13 protein-coding genes are annotated in these 15,949 nt (G+C 71.0%); all 13 read left to right on the plus strand.

Annotation, left to right across the window (positions count from 1 at the left end; genetic code table 11):
* The first annotated feature begins 27 nt into the window (after nt 1–27).
* The 13 genes from ISG29_RS09185 (at nt 28) to secA (ending at nt 15,945) form a co-directional block, all read left to right on the plus strand.
* Nucleotides 28–978, plus strand: a complete 951-nt coding sequence (locus ISG29_RS09185) for a DUF808 domain-containing protein (RefSeq protein WP_194503115.1) — start codon at nt 28–30, stop codon at nt 976–978.
* A 21-nt stretch (nt 979–999) separates the two neighbouring features.
* Nucleotides 1,000–1,920 (plus strand): LysR family transcriptional regulator, encoded by a 921-nt coding sequence (locus tag ISG29_RS09190; RefSeq protein WP_194503116.1) that lies wholly within the window; start codon nt 1,000–1,002, stop codon nt 1,918–1,920.
* 183 nt (nt 1,921–2,103) lie between these two features.
* Nucleotides 2,104–3,156, plus strand: coding sequence for an SLAC1 family transporter (locus ISG29_RS09195; RefSeq protein ID WP_207792914.1), 1,053 nt, complete (start codon nt 2,104–2,106; stop codon nt 3,154–3,156).
* A 99-nt stretch (nt 3,157–3,255) separates the two neighbouring features.
* Nucleotides 3,256–4,707, plus strand: coding sequence for an adenosylhomocysteinase (gene ahcY, locus ISG29_RS09200; RefSeq protein ID WP_194503117.1), 1,452 nt, complete (start codon nt 3,256–3,258; stop codon nt 4,705–4,707).
* Nucleotides 4,708–4,802: 95 nt separating this feature from the next.
* Nucleotides 4,803–5,513, plus strand: a complete 711-nt coding sequence (gene mtrA, locus ISG29_RS09205) for an MtrAB system response regulator MtrA (protein ID WP_194503118.1) — start codon at nt 4,803–4,805, stop codon at nt 5,511–5,513.
* A 14-nt stretch (nt 5,514–5,527) separates the two neighbouring features.
* The gene (gene mtrB, locus ISG29_RS09210) at nt 5,528–7,198 is read left to right on the plus strand and encodes an MtrAB system histidine kinase MtrB (RefSeq protein WP_328828549.1); all 1,671 of its coding nucleotides are present in this window, start codon (nt 5,528–5,530) and stop codon (nt 7,196–7,198) included.
* Nucleotides 7,195–8,958 (plus strand): LpqB family beta-propeller domain-containing protein, encoded by a 1,764-nt coding sequence (locus tag ISG29_RS09215; RefSeq protein ID WP_194503119.1) that lies wholly within the window; start codon nt 7,195–7,197, stop codon nt 8,956–8,958. Before mtrB ends, ISG29_RS09215 begins: the two co-directional genes overlap by 4 nt.
* 76 nt (nt 8,959–9,034) lie before the next feature.
* Nucleotides 9,035–9,766 (plus strand): ComF family protein, encoded by a 732-nt coding sequence (locus ISG29_RS09220; RefSeq protein WP_194503120.1) that lies wholly within the window; start codon nt 9,035–9,037, stop codon nt 9,764–9,766.
* A gap of 445 nt (nt 9,767–10,211) precedes the next feature.
* Nucleotides 10,212–10,850 (plus strand): ribosome hibernation-promoting factor, HPF/YfiA family, encoded by a 639-nt coding sequence (gene hpf / locus ISG29_RS09225; RefSeq protein WP_194503121.1) that lies wholly within the window; start codon nt 10,212–10,214, stop codon nt 10,848–10,850.
* A gap of 122 nt (nt 10,851–10,972) precedes the next feature.
* Nucleotides 10,973–11,662 (plus strand): response regulator transcription factor, encoded by a 690-nt coding sequence (locus tag ISG29_RS09230; RefSeq protein ID WP_328828553.1) that lies wholly within the window; start codon nt 10,973–10,975, stop codon nt 11,660–11,662.
* Nucleotides 11,663–11,763: 101 nt separating this feature from the next.
* Nucleotides 11,764–11,937, plus strand: coding sequence for a hypothetical protein (locus tag ISG29_RS21595; protein ID WP_328828555.1), 174 nt, complete (start codon nt 11,764–11,766; stop codon nt 11,935–11,937).
* The gene (locus tag ISG29_RS09235) at nt 11,938–12,990 is read left to right on the plus strand and encodes a winged helix-turn-helix domain-containing protein (protein ID WP_328828557.1); all 1,053 of its coding nucleotides are present in this window, start codon (nt 11,938–11,940) and stop codon (nt 12,988–12,990) included.
* A gap of 102 nt (nt 12,991–13,092) precedes the next feature.
* Nucleotides 13,093–15,945 carry a preprotein translocase subunit SecA gene (gene secA, locus ISG29_RS09240; RefSeq protein ID WP_194503123.1) on the plus strand — a complete coding sequence of 951 codons (2,853 nt, stop codon included), beginning with the start codon at nt 13,093–13,095 and terminating at the stop codon, nt 15,943–15,945.
* Nucleotides 15,946–15,949 lie beyond the last annotated feature (4 nt).

The raw sequence follows: 15,949 nt of genomic DNA on the forward strand, positions 1-15,949 counted from the left end.
AGCCCGTGGAGCCTCTAGGGTTTCGCCATGGCCGGTGGACTCTTCGCCCTGCTCGACGACGTGGCGGCACTCGCGCGCCTGGCGGCGGCGTCCGTCGACGACGTCGGGGCGGCGGCGGGTCGCGCCAGCGCCAAGGCGGCCGGTGTGGTGGTCGACGACACCGCCGTGACGCCGCAGTACGTGCAGGGCGTGGCCGCGGAGCGCGAGCTGCCGATCATCAAGAAGATCGCGATCGGCTCGATCCGCAACAAACTGCTCATCATCCTGCCCGTGGCGATGGTCGCCAGCCAGTTCGTGCCCTGGATCCTCACGCCGATCCTCATGCTCGGCGGCACGTACCTGAGCTTCGAGGGTGCCGAGAAGCTGTGGGAGAAGTTCGGCCCCGGCCATCACGGCCCCGACGAGCGCGCCGACGAGTCGGACGCCGGGGGAGACCCCGCCGAGACGGAGAAGAGGCTCGTGGGGAGCGCTGTGCGCACCGACCTCATCCTCTCTGCCGAGATCATGGTCATCTCGCTCAACGAGGTGACCGACGAGCCGTTCCTCGCCCGAGCCGCGATCCTCGTCGTGGTGGCGCTCCTCATCACCGTGCTGGTCTACGGCGTGGTGGCCCTGATCGTGAAGATGGACGACGCCGGCCTGCACCTCGCGCAGCGCGACAGCCCGGCGGTGCAGCGGCTGGGTCGTGGCATGGTGCACGCGATGCCCGGCCTGCTCGCGACCATCGCGGCGGTCGGCACCGTGGCGATGCTGTGGGTCGGCGGGCACATCCTGCTGGTGGGCGCCGACGACCTCGGCTGGCACCACCCCTACGAGTTCGTGCACCATGTCGAGCACGCCGTGCACGAGGCCGCCGGCGCCCTGGGCGGGGTGCTCGGGTGGCTCACCAACACCGCGTTCTCGGCCGTCGCCGGGCTGATCGTGGGTGCCGTCGTCGTCGCGGTCATGCACGTGGTGCCGCGTCGCGGGGCCCACTGACCACCCCTGGACGCTGACGACGTGCTGCCCGACCTCGACCTGCTGCGCCTGCTGGTGCGGGTCGACCGCCTCGGCAGCATCGGTGCCGCCGCCCGCGCGAGCGGCGTGAGCCAGCAGGCTGCCTCGGAGCGCCTGCGTCGCCTGGAGGAACAGACGGGGCTCGTGCTCCTGGTGCGGCGACCGTCCGGTACCCAGACGACCGACGCCGGCCGTCTCCTCGTCGACTGGAGCACCGACCTGGTGGAGCGGGCCGCCCACGTCGAGACCGCCCTGGCGGCCCTGCGCGAGCGGGCCCAGGGTCATCTGCGGGTGCACGCCAGCATGACCGTGGCCGAGAGCCTGTTGCCGCCCGTGCTGGTGAGGCTGCGCGAGGAGCGGGACGTGCGGGTGCGGCTGCACGCCACCAACACCGCTGCGGTGCTCGAGGCGGTGCGCGCCGGTGCGACCGACCTCGGGTTCGTCGAGGGGCCCAGCGACCTCACCGGGCTGGGCAGCCGGGTCGTGGGGGGAGACGAGCTCGTCGTCGTCGCGCATCCCCACGATGCTTGGGCACGCCGCGCCCGGCCGCTCGCCGCAGACGAGCTGGCCGCGCGCCCCCTGACCTCGCGGGAGTCCGGGTCGGGCACGCGCGCCACCTGGGAGGCGGCCCTCGCGGCGGCCGGTCAGCCGGGCTGCGAGCCTTCGGTGGAGCTGCACACCACGACCTCGCTGCTGGCGCACGTCGCGTCGGGCGGAGCCCCGGGCGTCGTGAGCCGTCGCTCGGCGGAGCGTGACGTCGAGTCCGGCCTCGTGGTCGTCGTGCCGGTGAGCGGGATCGACCTGGGGCGTCCCTTCGTGGCCGTGTGGGGCGGACGTGACGGCGACCGGCGTCCGGAGGTCGAGACGCTGCTCGCGGTACTCGGCGAGCAGGCCCGCCGGAGCACGCGCTCCGCCGGGATCTGAGTGCCTCAGGTCCGGCCCACAGGTTCACCTTGTGGCCTCACAAGGCGCCGGTCCCTACTGCTCCGAGGGGTTCTCGACGAGCGTGGCGGGGTGACCACGACCGCCCTCCCCGCGAGCCGTCCCGCGACCCCGTCAGCACCGCCCGAGCGGGCCGGCCGACGACCCGTCACCCCTCTGCCCCCAGTGGGGCCTGCCTGGTTCCCGGTCACGATGGGCACGGGCATCCTCGCCACGCTCCTGGAGACGAACGCCGCCTCGGCCGATGCACTTCACCCGGCGGCGGTCGTCGTGCTCGTCCTGGCGTGGGTCGCGCTGCTCGGGTTGAGCCTCGGGTACGGCATGCGCGTCGCCCGCGACACCCGCGCCCTGACCTCCACCCTCACCGATCCGGCGGTGCTGCCGCTGTGGGGCACCGTGGCGATGGGGCTGCTCGCCGTCGGAGCGGCCACCCTCACGGTCGTACCGACCGTCGCGGCCGCCGCGACGAGTGCCGCAGTGGTCGTCGACGCCGTGCTCTGGACGCTCGGCACCGGGCTCGGCCTGGCCACGGCCTTCGGTTTCGCCGTCGTGCTCATGCGCCGGCACGCCGGCCCGCCGACCCCGGTGTGGGGTCTGCCGATCGTGCCGCCGATGGTCTCCGCGACCACCGGGGCCTCGCTGGTGCCGCACCTGGGTGGGACCGGGGCCCGCTTCGCCCTCGTGCTGGTCGCCTCGGCGTGCTTCGCCGTCGCCGCCACCTTCGGCGTGCTGGTCTTCGGCCTCGCCTACCACCACCACTGGCGCGTCACCCCCCTCACGGTCGCGGCCGCGGCGTCCTCGTGGATCCCGCTCGGCATCGTCGGCCAGTCGACCGCAGCGGCCCAGGCCATCGCCAGCCAGGCCGAGAGCCTGCTCACCCCGGCCGCCGCGGCCGCCGCGCACACCGCGGCCGACGCCTACGGCAGCGCCGCACTCGTCGTCGGTGTGCCGCTCGTGGCCTACGCGGTGGTCGTCACCGCCCGCGGGTTCCGGCACCGCATGCCCTTCGCTCCCGGATGGTGGGCGCTCACGTTCCCGATCGGCACCATCGCCCTCGGCTCCCACCTGCTCGGTGCGGCCACCGGCTCGGCGCTCGCCACGCTCGTCGGCTGGACGGCGCTCGCCACGCTCGCGGGCACCTGGGCGCTGTGCGTGTCGGCGACACTGCTCGCCACGGTGCGCATCCTGCAGGCGCGAGGATTGCCGGATCGTCGGTGAGGCGACCTATCGTGACCGGGAAGGTCCGCGCGGGAGATCCCGACGACGCGCAGATGCGCGGCGCAGGCCACGCACCGCACCCATGAGGAGACGTCAACCATGGACTTCAAGGTTGCCGACCTGAACCTGGCCGACTACGGCCGCACCGAGATCGAGCTCGCCGAGCTCGAGATGCCCGGTCTGATCGCGATGCGCGAGCGCTTCGGTGCCGAGCAGCCCCTCGCCGGTGCCCGCATCGCGGGCTCGCTGCACATGACCACCCAGACCGCCGTGCTCATCGAGACCCTCGTCGCCCTCGGCGCCGACGTCCGCTGGGCCTCCTGCAACATCTTCTCCACCCAGGACCACGCGGCTGCCGCCGTCGTGGCCGGCCCCACCGGCTCCGCCGACGCCCCCGCCGGCGTCCCGGTGTTCGCCTGGAAGGGCGAGACGCTGGAGGAGTACTGGTGGTGCACCCAGCAGATCCTCGACTGGGGCACCGACGCCGAGGGCAACCCGGTCTTCGCGAACATGATCCTCGACGACGGCGGTGACGCCACGCTGCTGGTGCACCTCGGGGTCGAGGCCGAGAAGAAGAACGAGGCTCCGGCGGTCGACTCCGCCAAGTCCACCGAGCAGCGCATCATCTTCGAGGTGCTCAACGAGTCCCTGGCCGCGAGCCAGACCCGCTTCACCGACATCGCCCGGGAGATCAAGGGCGTCACCGAGGAGACCACCACCGGTGTGCACCGTCTCTACGAGATGATGCGCGAGGGCTCGCTGCTCTTCCCGGCGATCAACGTCAACGACTCGGTCACCAAGTCGAAGTTCGACAACAAGTACGGGTGCCGCCACAGCCTCGTCGACGGCATCAACCGCGCCACCGACGTGCTCATCGGCGGCAAGGTCGCCGTGGTCTGCGGCTACGGCGACGTCGGCAAGGGTTGCGCCGAGTCGCTGCGCGGCCAGGGCGCCCGGGTCGTCGTCACCGAGATCGACCCCATCTGTGCCCTGCAGGCGGCCATGGACGGCTACCAGGTCTCCACCCTCGACGACGTCGTGGGCACCGCCGACATCATCATCACCGCGACCGGCAACAAGGACGTCGTCACCGTCGACCAGATGCGGGCGATGAAGCAGAACGCGATCCTCGGCAACATCGGCCACTTCGACAACGAGATCGACATGGCCGGCCTCGAGACCTACCCCGGCGCCGTGCGCAAGAACGTGAAGCCGCAGGTCGACCTCTGGACCTTCCCCGAGGGCGAGGGCAAGGCGATCATCGTGCTCTCCGAGGGTCGCCTGATGAACCTCGGCAACGCCACCGGTCACCCGTCGTTCGTCATGTCGAACTCCTTCACCAACCAGGTGCTGGCCCAGATCGAGCTCTTCACCAAGCTCGAGGAGTACCCGACCGGCGTCTACGTGCTGCCCAAGCACCTCGACGAGGAGGTCGCCCGGCTGCACCTGGCCAGCCTCGGCGTGCGGCTCACCACCCTCACCGACGAGCAGGCCGGCTACCTCGGCATCCCCGTCGAGGGTCCGTACAAGTCCGACGAGTACCGCTACTGATCGACCCAGCGCAGACACATGCTGCGGGCGGGGCCCGACACGGCCGAGCGCCGGGTCGGGCCCCGCTCTCAGACTGAGGGTGCAAGATGGACGCCATGAGTGAGGCAGGAGCGCAGGACTACGCCACCAAGGGGCGGGTTCTGGTGGTCGACGACGACGCATCGTTGGCCGAGATGCTCACGATCGTGCTGCGCCAGGAGGGATTCGACTCCCGCATGTGCACCCGGGGCGACGAGGCGATGGAGGTCTTTCGCGAATATCGGCCCGACGTCGTCCTGCTCGACCTCATGCTGCCCGGGCGCGACGGCATCGACGTGTGCAAGGAGATCCGCGCCGAGTCCGGGGTGCCCATCGTGATGCTCACCGCGAAGGGCGACACGGTCGACGTGGTCGTGGGGCTGGAGTCGGGGGCCGACGACTACGTGGTCAAGCCGTTCAAGCCCAAGGAGCTCGTGGCGCGCATCCGTGCCCGCGTGCGTCGGTTCGACGCGGCCACGCAGACCGAGACGCTCCAGGTCGGCGATCTCGCCATCGACGTCGCCGGGCACCGCGTCAGCCGCGGGGGGCAGCCCATCGGCCTCACGCCGCTGGAGTTCGACCTGTTGGTGTGCCTGGCTCGCAAGCCGTGGCAGGTGTTCACCCGCGAGGTGCTGCTCGAGCAGGTGTGGGGCTACCGCCACGCCGCCGACACCCGCCTGGTCAACGTGCACGTGCAGCGGTTGCGCTCGAAGGTCGAGCACGACCCCGAGAACCCCGAGATCGTGCTCACCGTCCGCGGCGTCGGCTACAAGGCCGGCGCGGCCTGAGCGCGAGCGACACCGTGACCGGCTCGGTCGGGATCCTCGGCCGATCCTCGATGACGCGCGTGGTGCGCAGGCCGTTCACCTTCTGGCGCCGCTCCATCCAGGCGCGCGTGGTCGCCAGCACCCTGGTGCTCACCATCGTGGTGGTGGGGGTCGTGGGCATGCTGTTGCTGCGCCAGACGCGCGACGGTCTGCTCGACAACCGGGTCGACGCGGCCCTCGCGGAGACCACCAACGAGACGCAGGATGCACGCAACCGCCTGGAGTCGGCCCTGCTCTCCGACGTCGACGCCGCCCAGCAGCAGCGAGAACTGGTCGAGCCGATCATCCAGCGCGGCCTGACCCGCAACTTCTCCGTGCTGCTCGTCGGCCCGGTGGGCTCGGCGTCTGGCCGGCCCGCCGCCGGAGGGTCGACCTACACCTTCGGCCTCGATCGCTCCTCGGTTCCGGCCGACCTCGTGGCGCACTTCTCCGAGCCGGCCGACATGGCGTGGACCTACACGACGATCCGCCGCTTCGACACCGCCACCGACACGGCCTCTACCGAACCGGGCATCGCGGTGGGCACGCAGTTGACCCTGCCGGCCGACGGCCGCACCTACACCCTCTACCTGCTCTTCCCGACCACAGGTGAGCAGCAGACCCTCGACCTGGTCACCCGGGCCCTCCTCACCGCAGCCATCCTCCTGGTCGTGCTGGTCGGTGGGGTCGCCTGGTTGGTGACCCGACAGGTCGTCACCCCGATCACGATGGCGCGCAGGGTCGCGGAGCGCCTGGCCGCGGGCCAGCTCGAGGAGCGCCTCCAGGTGAGCGGAGAGGACGACCTCGCGCGACTGGCGACCTCGTTCAACCAGATGGCCAGCAACCTCGAGCGCCAGATCGGCCAGCTCGAGGAACTCAGCCGCGTGCAGCGACGCTTCGTCTCCGACGTCTCCCACGAACTCCGGACGCCGTTGACCACCGTGCGCATGGCCAGCGACGTGTTGCACGACGCCCGCGAGGAGTTCGACCCCGTGACCGCGCGCTCGGCGGAACTTCTCCAGACCGAGCTCGACCGGTTCGAGAGCCTGCTCGGCGACCTGCTGGAGATCAGCCGCTTCGACGCGCGCGCCGCCGTCCTCGAGGTCGACGATGTCAACCTGGTCGACGTGTGCCACCGGGTCGTGGAATCCACCCAGCCGCTGGCCGACCAACGCGGGGTGCGGCTGGAGGTGCACGCCGCCGTCGACCCCGTGCTGGCCGAGGCCGACGTGCGCCGCATCGACCGGATCGTGCGCAACCTCGTCAGCAACGGCATCGACCACACCGGCCCGCAAGGCCCCGGGGAGGAGCCACGCGTGGTGGTGACCGTGGCCGGTGACGACCACGCCGCGTCGATCACGGTGCGCGACCACGGGGTCGGCCTCGAGCCGGGACAGACCGCGCGCGTCTTCGACCGGTTCTGGCGAGCCGATCCTGCCCGTGCCCGGACCTCGGGCGGCACCGGCCTGGGCCTGTCGATCTCGCTCGAGGACGCCCACCTGCACGGCGGGTGGCTCCAGGCGTGGGGGCGACCCAAGGAGGGGGCGCAGTTCCGGCTGACCCTGCCGCGCCGGCAGGGCGTGGCGCTGCGGCGCAGCCCGCTGACGCTCATCCCCAGCGATCTCTCCGAGCGGCGGTCCGAGACGATGCGCCAGGAGTGGGTATGACGATGCGGTGGCCGATCCTCCTCGCGCTCCTCGCCGCCCTCGCGGCCGGCTGCGCCACCCTGCCCGAGAGCGGCCCCGTGGTCACGACCCAGCAGACGACGAGCGCCGATGGGCAACCGGGGCTGAACGCGGCGGCGATCTCCGCGCGAGCGCCGGTGCCCGGCATGACCGGCACGGAGGTCGTGCAGGGATTCCTCGACGCCCTCCAGGCCTGGCCGGCCGAGCTGTCCACCGCCAAGCAGTACCTCGCCTCCGACGTGCAGTCCTCGTGGCAGCCACGCGGCACCGTCGTCTACTCCGAGAGCCAGCAGCCGGCCGGCAGCTCCAGCCGGGTCTCGGTGCGGTTCTACGGCGCCGCCCGGCTCGACGCTCGTGGAGCCTGGAAGGGGTCGCTACCCACACGCGACTCGACCCTGCGGTTCCGGCTCGTCGAGCAGGACGGCGAGCTGCGCATCACCAACCCGCCCTCGAGCGTCCTGGTGCCGCGGGCCTGGTTCGAGCAGCGCTACGCGTCGGTGGGGCTGTACTACCTCGACCCCACCGGTGATCTCGTCGTGCCCGAGCCGGTCTTCGTCGGCGAGGACGACAAGTTCGCCTCGACGCTGATCGCCGACCTGCTGCGCGGCCCCGGCACGTCGTTGCGCAACGTGGTCACCACCGCGATCCCGGCCGGTCTGAAGGTCGACCTCTCGGTGCCGGTCTCGGACGGGACGGCCCAGGTCACCTTGACCGGCGGCTCGACCACCCTGGCCGGCGACCAGCTCGAGCAGGTGCTCACCCAGCTCTCCTGGACGCTGCGCCAGGTGCCCGACGTCGAGCGCTTCACGCTCAGCATCGGCGGGCGCGCCGTACGCGACGACGGCGGCCGCACCCGCTTCTCCGTGAACGACGGTGCCCCCTACGACCCCACCGGCACGGGCGCCAGCTCCCAGCTGTTCGGGTTGCTCGACGGCCGGCTGGTCTCCGGTGAGCCGGGAGGACTCTCCTACGCGACCGGTGCCTTGGGCCAACAGCAACTGGGCGTGCGCTCCGTGGGCGTCGACCTGTTCGCCAACCGCGCTGCCGCCGTCACCGACGACGGCACCAGTGTCATCGAAGGCTCGGTGAGCGACCCCGATACCGGCGCCGACACCGTCGTCTCCGATGCCACGGACCTGCTCCCACCCGCGTTCGACTACCGGGGTCGGATGTGGCTCCTCGACCGCACCGACACCGGCGCTGTCATCACCTGGCGTCGCGGGCAGCGCAACGGCACCGTCGACGTTCCGGGCATCACCGGGCAGCAGGTGAGCCAGTTCCTCGTCTCCCGAGACGGCACCCGCCTGGTCGCCGTCGTCCAGGGCCCGGGTGCCGACCGGGTGGTCGTGAGCCGGGTGCGGGTGGCCGAGTCCGGCAAGGTCATCGGCGCGACCCGGGCGGTCCGTCTGCCGCTCGAGGACCAGGCCGGGGCGGGGCTCCTCGACGTCGCCTGGACCTCACCGACCACCCTCGTCGTGCTCAACCGCATCACGGGGCAGTCCTCGAAGGTCATCACCGTGGGGGTCGACGGATCTCCCGGCGGGTTGGCGCAGAGTCCCGGCGCGGCCAGCCGTGACGACGTGTCGACCAGTCTCACCGGAGCCCGCGGCCTCATCGGCACGCCGGTCACCTCCGACCCGGTCTACGCGGTGCTCTCCTCCGGGCTCGTCGACCTCGGTGCCCGGGCCCGCGGGGTCGAAGCGGTCAAGCAGGGTGTCGACGACCTCGACTACGTCGGCTGAGCCGGGCGCTCGAGGTTCTCCACAGGTCGGATCCGTCCTCCTCGCCGACGTCGCGACTCGCTGCTGTGATGGTGCCATGGGCACTCCAGGCCAGGATCTCCACGCCGGTTGGACGGCGCAGTTCACGGACGCCGCCTCCGACCTGCTCCTGGCCGGTCGATGTGTGGGGTGTGACGCCCCCGGGCGGCCGTGGTGTGCAGAGTGCGACCGCACGGTGTCGGGTGGCGCCTGGAGCGTCGGCGACCGCGTGTGGACGGCCACGGTGTACGAGGGGGCGGTGCGCCGGTTGGTGGTGGCACACAAGGAGAAGGGACTCCCGGTCCGGCGTCCGCTCGGCCGGCTGCTGGCCGGAGCGATCACCGGGATCCTGCACGACACCGGCTGCCCGCCCGACCTCCCGGGCCCGGCGGTGCTGCTGGTCCCGGTGCCCTCACGCCGGTCGGCCTCACGCCAGCGCGGCGTCGACGCCACCGGTGTGCTGGTGAAGGAGGCGGCCCGGGTGCTCCGCGCCGCCGGTCACCCGGCCCGCACCAGTGCACTGCTGCGCCTGGGCGCGGGCGTGCGCGACCAGGCCGGACTCGACGTCGCCGAGCGCGCCCGAAACCTGTCCGGGGCCATGGCCTGCCCGTCGTCCGCACTCAGACGGGCCGGCCGCGAGGTGCCCCGCCTGCGCGGCGCGGTCGTGTGTGACGACGTGCTGACCACCGGTGCGACGTTGGCCGAGGCGGGCCGGGCGCTGCGTGCCGTCGGGCTGCCCGTGCTCGGCTCCGCGGTGGTCGCGGCCACGCCGCTGCGACGAGCGCGCTGAAAATCTGCTGGCGGCTCGTCCACGGCCTCGGGTGTTTCCTTCCCCCGCGCCGCCGATGCGCCTATCGTCTCGACATGGAGTCCGTCCGGGTCCGTGGTTGCGTCGTCGCGACGCCCGCGCGCCGGGCGCCGTCACGACAAGCCGATGCCAGTCGCAGGCGAAACGGTCCACGTAATCCGAGGTGCGGGGCTACCTGCGCCGCGGAGATCACGGTGCGGCTTAGAGGTAAGTCCTGCCCCGGCCCGGCCACCAGATGTGGCCGTCGTCGGGAGAAGGCCAGTAGTGGCAGGGAAGCTGCGAACGTCTCAGCAGGCGGTTGTGGGGTCGAAGACCAGGTCGGCCGGACGGACTCCTCCCCGAGGGAGGTCGAGCGCCCGCTCGAGTCTCGGGGTCGCTGAAGTCACCGATGCCGCGTCCCCCCAGGACGCGCGAGGAGGAGGTTCACATGGAAGTTGTCGTCACCGGTCGCCACTGCGAGATCAAGGAGGGCTTCCGCGAACATGCCGCGGAGAAGCTCGCCCGGCTCGAGAAGCACGACCACCGCATCATGCGGGTCCATGTGGAGGTCGACTGCCAGCAGAGTCCGCGTGACCCCGAGCGCGCGGTCCGGGTCGAGCTCACCGCCTTCTCCAAGGGCCCGGTGATCCGGGCCGAGGCGAACGCCGAGGGCAAGTCGGCGGCGCTCGATCTCGCCCTGGACAAGATGGCCGCACAGATGCGCCGCGCCGCCGACCGCCGACGCGTGCACCGCGGCGGCAAGCGCCCCATGTCGGTCGGCCAGGCCACGGCCGACCTGCCGCTGGTCGGCGACGGTCCGGGCGGGCTCGCCGTCGACGAGGCGGTCGAGACCGAGCACGACCGCTACGTGGGCCCGATCGCGGTCACGGGCGACGGTCCGCTCGTCGTCCGCGAGAAGTCGCACCCCGCGAGTCCGATGACCCTCGACCAGGCCCTCTACGAGATGGAGCTGGTCGGCCACGACTTCTACCTCTTCGTCGACAAGGAGAACGACCGGCCGGCGGTGGTGTACCGCCGACGCGGCTACGACTACGGAGTGATCGCGCTCGACCTGGGCGAGGACTAGGCGGCCCCCCACCAGGAGGGCCCTGGGTCACGAGGGGCTGGCCCGTGTGGGCCAGCCCTTCGTGCTCTCGGGGTAGGTCCAGGGGCATAGGGCAAATGGCCCGTACGTGTCATAGTTCTCCGGTGGACACGGCATCAGGCCCACTGCGCACCGAGGGCGAGCCCATCCGGGTCGTCGTCGTCGACGACCAAGAGCTGTTCCGCCGGGGGCTCACGATGCTGCTCGCCTCCGAGACCGACCTCGAGGTCGTGGGCGAGGCCGGCGACGGCATCGAGGGCACCGCCCTCGCCGAGACCTCCGCCCCCGACGTCGTGCTCCTCGACGTGCGGATGCCGCGTCGTTCGGGGATCGAGGCCTGCCGCGCCATCAAGGAGGCCGTGCCCACGGCCAAGATCATCATGCTCACCGTCTCCGACGAGGAGGGCGACCTCTACGAGGCGGTCAAGAGCGGCGCCTCGGGCTACTTGCTCAAGGACTCCTCGATCGAGGAGGTCGCCCAGGCCGTGCGCGTCGTCTCCGACGGCCAGTCGCTGATCAGCCCGTCGATGGCGGTCAAGCTCATCGACGAGTTCAAGCAGATGAGCAAGCCCGACCGCGACCACGTGCCCGGGCTGCGACTCACCGAGCGTGAGCTCGAGGTGCTGCGGCACGTCGCCACCGGCATGAACAACCGCGAGATCGCCAAGGTGCTCTTCATCTCTGAGAACACCGTCAAGAATCACGTGCGCAACATCTTGGAGAAGCTCCAGCTGCACTCGCGCATGGAGGCGGTCATGTACGCGGTCAAGGAGAAGCTCCTGGACTTGCCCTGACCCGCTGCGCGGACCAGAACCCGGAGCTTCGCTCCTCGTCGGCTTCGTCGACCCGGAGTGCAGGGGGTTGGGTGTCGGTGGGGTGTGGTTGAGTCCAGGGCGTGCCGACCACGCAGTCTCTGAGCCGCGCGCAGGCGCGCCGGGTGGCGCTGGCGGCCCAGGGTTTCCTCGATCGTGCGCATGCGAGCCCGACCATGCGCACCCTCGCGCGCACGGTGGAGCGCACCGGGGTGCTCCAGGTCGACAGCGTGAACGTGCTCCAGCGCGCGCACTAAATGCCGTTGTTCTCGCGTATCGGCCCCTACGACCCGGCTCTGCTCGTCCGCGCCGCCGAGCGCCGGCCACGGCGACTCGTGGAGTACTGGGCGCACGTGCAGGCGTTGATGCCCGTGGAGCTGTGGCCGTTGATGCGCCACCGCATGGACTTCTACCGAGAGCGCAGGGGCAAGTGGTGGCGTGACGTCGACCCCGCGTTCACCGCATGGGTGTCCAGCGAGGTGGCCGCGCGCGGGCGCCCGGTCACGGCGTCCGAGCTCGACGACGGCACGCCGCGCAGCACGGAGCACTGGGGCTGGAACTGGTCGCAGGCGCGTCAGGCCCTCGACTACCTCTTCATGGTCGGCGACCTCGCCATGGCGGGGCGCACCTCCCAGTTCGAGCCACGCTACGACCTGCCCGAGCGGGTTCTCCCACCCGACGTGCTCGCCCTGCCCACGCCGAGCCCCCAGGAGGCGGTCACCGCGCTGGTGCGCCGCGCCGCCCGATCGCACGGAGTCGCCACGGCCACCTGTCTGGCCGACTACTACCGCCTGCGTCAGCAGCCGGCGTCCGACGCGCCCAGTGCCCAGCGTGCCGTCGACGAGCTGGTGGCGGCCGGCGAGCTGGAGCGGGTGCAGGTCGAGGGCTGGCGCAAGCCGGCCTACCTGCACCGCGACGCCCGGCTCCCGCGCCGGGTGCGTGCCCGTGCCCTGCTCAGCCCGTTCGATCCCGTGGTGTGGCAGCGCGAGCGCACGGAGCGGCTCTTCGGCTTCCGCTACCGCATCGAGATCTACGTGCCGGCGCCGCAGCGGCAGTTCGGTTACTACGTGCTGCCGTTCCTGCTCGGCGACCGACCCGTGGGCAGGGTCGACCTCAAGGCCGACCGGGCCGCCGGCGTCCTGCGCGTGCAGAGCGCTTGGCGCGAGCCCGACGCTCCGCCCGAGACCGCGGCGGAGCTGGCCACCGAGCTCGAGCGGCTGGGGCGGTGGCTGGGCCAAGAACGCGTCGTCGTCGGGCCGCGCGGCGACCTGGCGCCGGCCCTGGCCGACGAGGTGTCCCGGATCGGTTAGGGAGCGCCGAGCGGCGTGGGTACAGTGAGGGAGCCCGCGCGGGACGCGTGAGGCACCCACCCGCACATCGGGACTTCGAGCCTGCCTAGGAGACGCACCACCGTGCCAGCGATTCTCGACAAGATCCTCCGCATCGGCGAGGGCAAGATCCTGCGCCAGCTGGAGGGCATCGCCAAGGCCGTCAACGCGATCGAGGACGACTTCGTCGCGATGACCGACGAGCAGCTCCGGGGCATGACCGAGGAGTTCAAGGACCGTCTCGAGAAGGGCGAGTCCCTCGACGACCTCATGCCCGAGGCCTTCGCCACGGTGCGCGAGGCCGCCAAGCGCGTGCTCGGCATGCGACCCTTCGACGTGCAGGTCATGGGCGGCGCCGCGCTGCACCTGGGCAACATCGCCGAGATGAAGACCGGCGAGGGCAAGACCCTCGTCGCCGTGCTGCCCTCCTACCTCAACGCCCTGGCCGGCAAGGGCGTGCACGTGGTCACGGTGAACGACTACCTGGCCAAGTACCAGTCCGAGCAGATGGGCCGGGTGCACAACTTCCTCGGTCTCACGGTCGGCGTGATCCTGCCCGAGATGCGCCCCGACGAGCGCCGCGAGGCCTACGGGTGCGACATCACCTACGCCACGAACAACGAGCTCGGCTTCGACTACCTGCGCGACAACATGGCCTCCTCGCTCGAGGAGTGCGTGCAGCGTGAGCACTTCTTCGCCGTCGTCGACGAGGTCGACTCGATCCTCATCGACGAGGCGCGCACCCCGCTCATCATCAGCGGTCCGACCCAGGACGAGGTCAAGTGGTACGGCGAGTTCGCCAAGATCGCCACACGCCTGGTCAAGGACGAGGACTACGAGGTCGACGAGAAGAAGCGCACCATCTCGGTGCTCGGCCCGGGCATCACCAAGGTCGAGGACCACCTCGGCATCGAGAACCTCTACGAGACCGCGAACACCCCGCTGATCTCGTTCCTGAACAACTCCATCAAGGCCAAGGAGCTGTTCCGCAACGACAAGGAGTACGTCGTCCTCGACGGCGAGGTGCTCATCGTCGACGAGCACACCGGCCGCATCCTGGCCGGGCGCCGCTACAACGACGGCCTGCACCAGGCGATCGAGGCCAAGGAGAGCGTGACCGTCCGTGAGGAGTACCAGACCCTCGCGACCGTCACCCTCCAGAACTTCTTCCGGCTCTACGAGAAGCTCTCCGGCATGACCGGCACGGCCATGACCGAGGCCTCGGAGTTCGACAAGATCTACGAGCTCGGCGTCGTGCCCATCCCGACCAACAAGCCGATGGTCCGCCAGGACCAGGCAGACCTCGTCTACCGCACCGAGGAGGCCAAGTACCTCGCGGTCGCCGAGGACATCGCCGAGCGGCACGAGAAGGGCCAGCCGGTGCTGGTCGGCACGGTGTCGGTCGAGAAGTCCGACTACCTCTCGGCCCTGCTGACCAAGATGGGCGTGCCGCACAACGTGCTCAACGCCAAGCGGCACGCCGACGAGGCCAAGATCGTGGCCCTGGCCGGTCACAAGGGCTCGGTCACCGTCGCCACCAACATGGCCGGGCGCGGCACCGACATCATGCTCGGCGGCTCGGTCGACTTCCTGGCCGACGCGGAGCTGCGCAAGCGCGGCCTCGAGCCGATCGGCGAGACCGCCGAGGAGTACACCGCAGCCTGGCCGGGCACCGTCGAGACGATCAAGGCCCAGGTCAAGGCCGAGCACGACGAGGTCAAGGAGCTCGGCGGCCTCTACGTGCTGGGCACCGAGCGGCACGAGTCGCGCCGCATCGACAACCAGCTGCGCGGCCGCTCCGGACGACAGGGCGACCCGGGGGAGTCCCGCTTCTACCTCTCGCTCCAAGACGAGCTCATGCGGCTGTTCAAGTCCGATTGGGTCGACCGCGTGCTCCAGGTGCTGAAGATCCCCGACGACGTGCCGATCGAGAACAAGCGCGTCACGAACGCCATCGCCAACGCGCAGGGCCAGGTCGAGTCGCAGAACTTCGAGTCGCGCAAGAACGTCCTCAAGTACGACGACGTCATGGACCGGCAGCGCAAGGTGATCTACGGCGAGCGGCGCGAGGTGCTCGAGGGTGCCGACATCGAGGCGCAGATCCGCACCTTCCTCGACGACGTCGTCTCCGGCTACGTGCGCGGCGCCACCGAGGAGTTCGCCGAGGAGTGGGATCTCGATGCCCTCTCCACCGGTCTGAGCCAGCTCTACCCGATGACGATCGACCTGCACGCCGAGGCCGAGAAGGTCGGCGGTCAGGCCAACCTCGACCGCGACGAGCTCATCGAGATGCTCCAGGCCGACATCAGCGCCGCCTACGACCAGCGCGAGGCGGCCGTGGGCGACGCCACCGACGAGGGGCACAGCGTGATGCGCGAGCTCGAGCGTCGAGTGCTGCTCTCGGTGCTCGACCGCAAGTGGCGCGAGCACCTCTACGAGATGGACTACCTGCGCGAAGGCATCTACCTGCGCGCCTACTCCCAGCGCGACCCGCTCGTGGAGTACCAGCGCGAGGGCTTCGACATGTTCGCGGTCATGATGGACGCCATCAAGGAGGAGACCGTCGGGTTCCTCTTCAACCTCGAGGTGACCGTCGAGGAGGAGGCCGCCGAGGGGTCGGACGAGGCCGACGACGGGCTCGAGCTCGCCGTGGCCGAGGGGCTGCGATCACCGGTGTCCGCTGACGCCGGGGCGCACGCGCCGCACATCCACGCCAAGGGCCTCGATGCGCCGTCGCGGCCGGCGAACCTCACCTACTCCGCGCCGGATGAGTCCGGCGACGCGGAGGTGCACGGCACCGCTCAGGCGGACGCCGACGACCCCTTCGCCAAGGTGAGTCGCAACGCCAAGTGCCCGTGCGGCTCGGGAAAGAAGTACAAGCAGTGCCACGGCGCTCCCGGCGGCCCCACCGGCCTCACGGCGCGCGCCAACGGCTGAGTCG

Origin of the sequence: Nocardioides acrostichi (assembly GCF_015319165.1) — a bacterium.
Classification (GTDB): domain Bacteria; phylum Actinomycetota; class Actinomycetes; order Propionibacteriales; family Nocardioidaceae; genus Nocardioides; species Nocardioides acrostichi.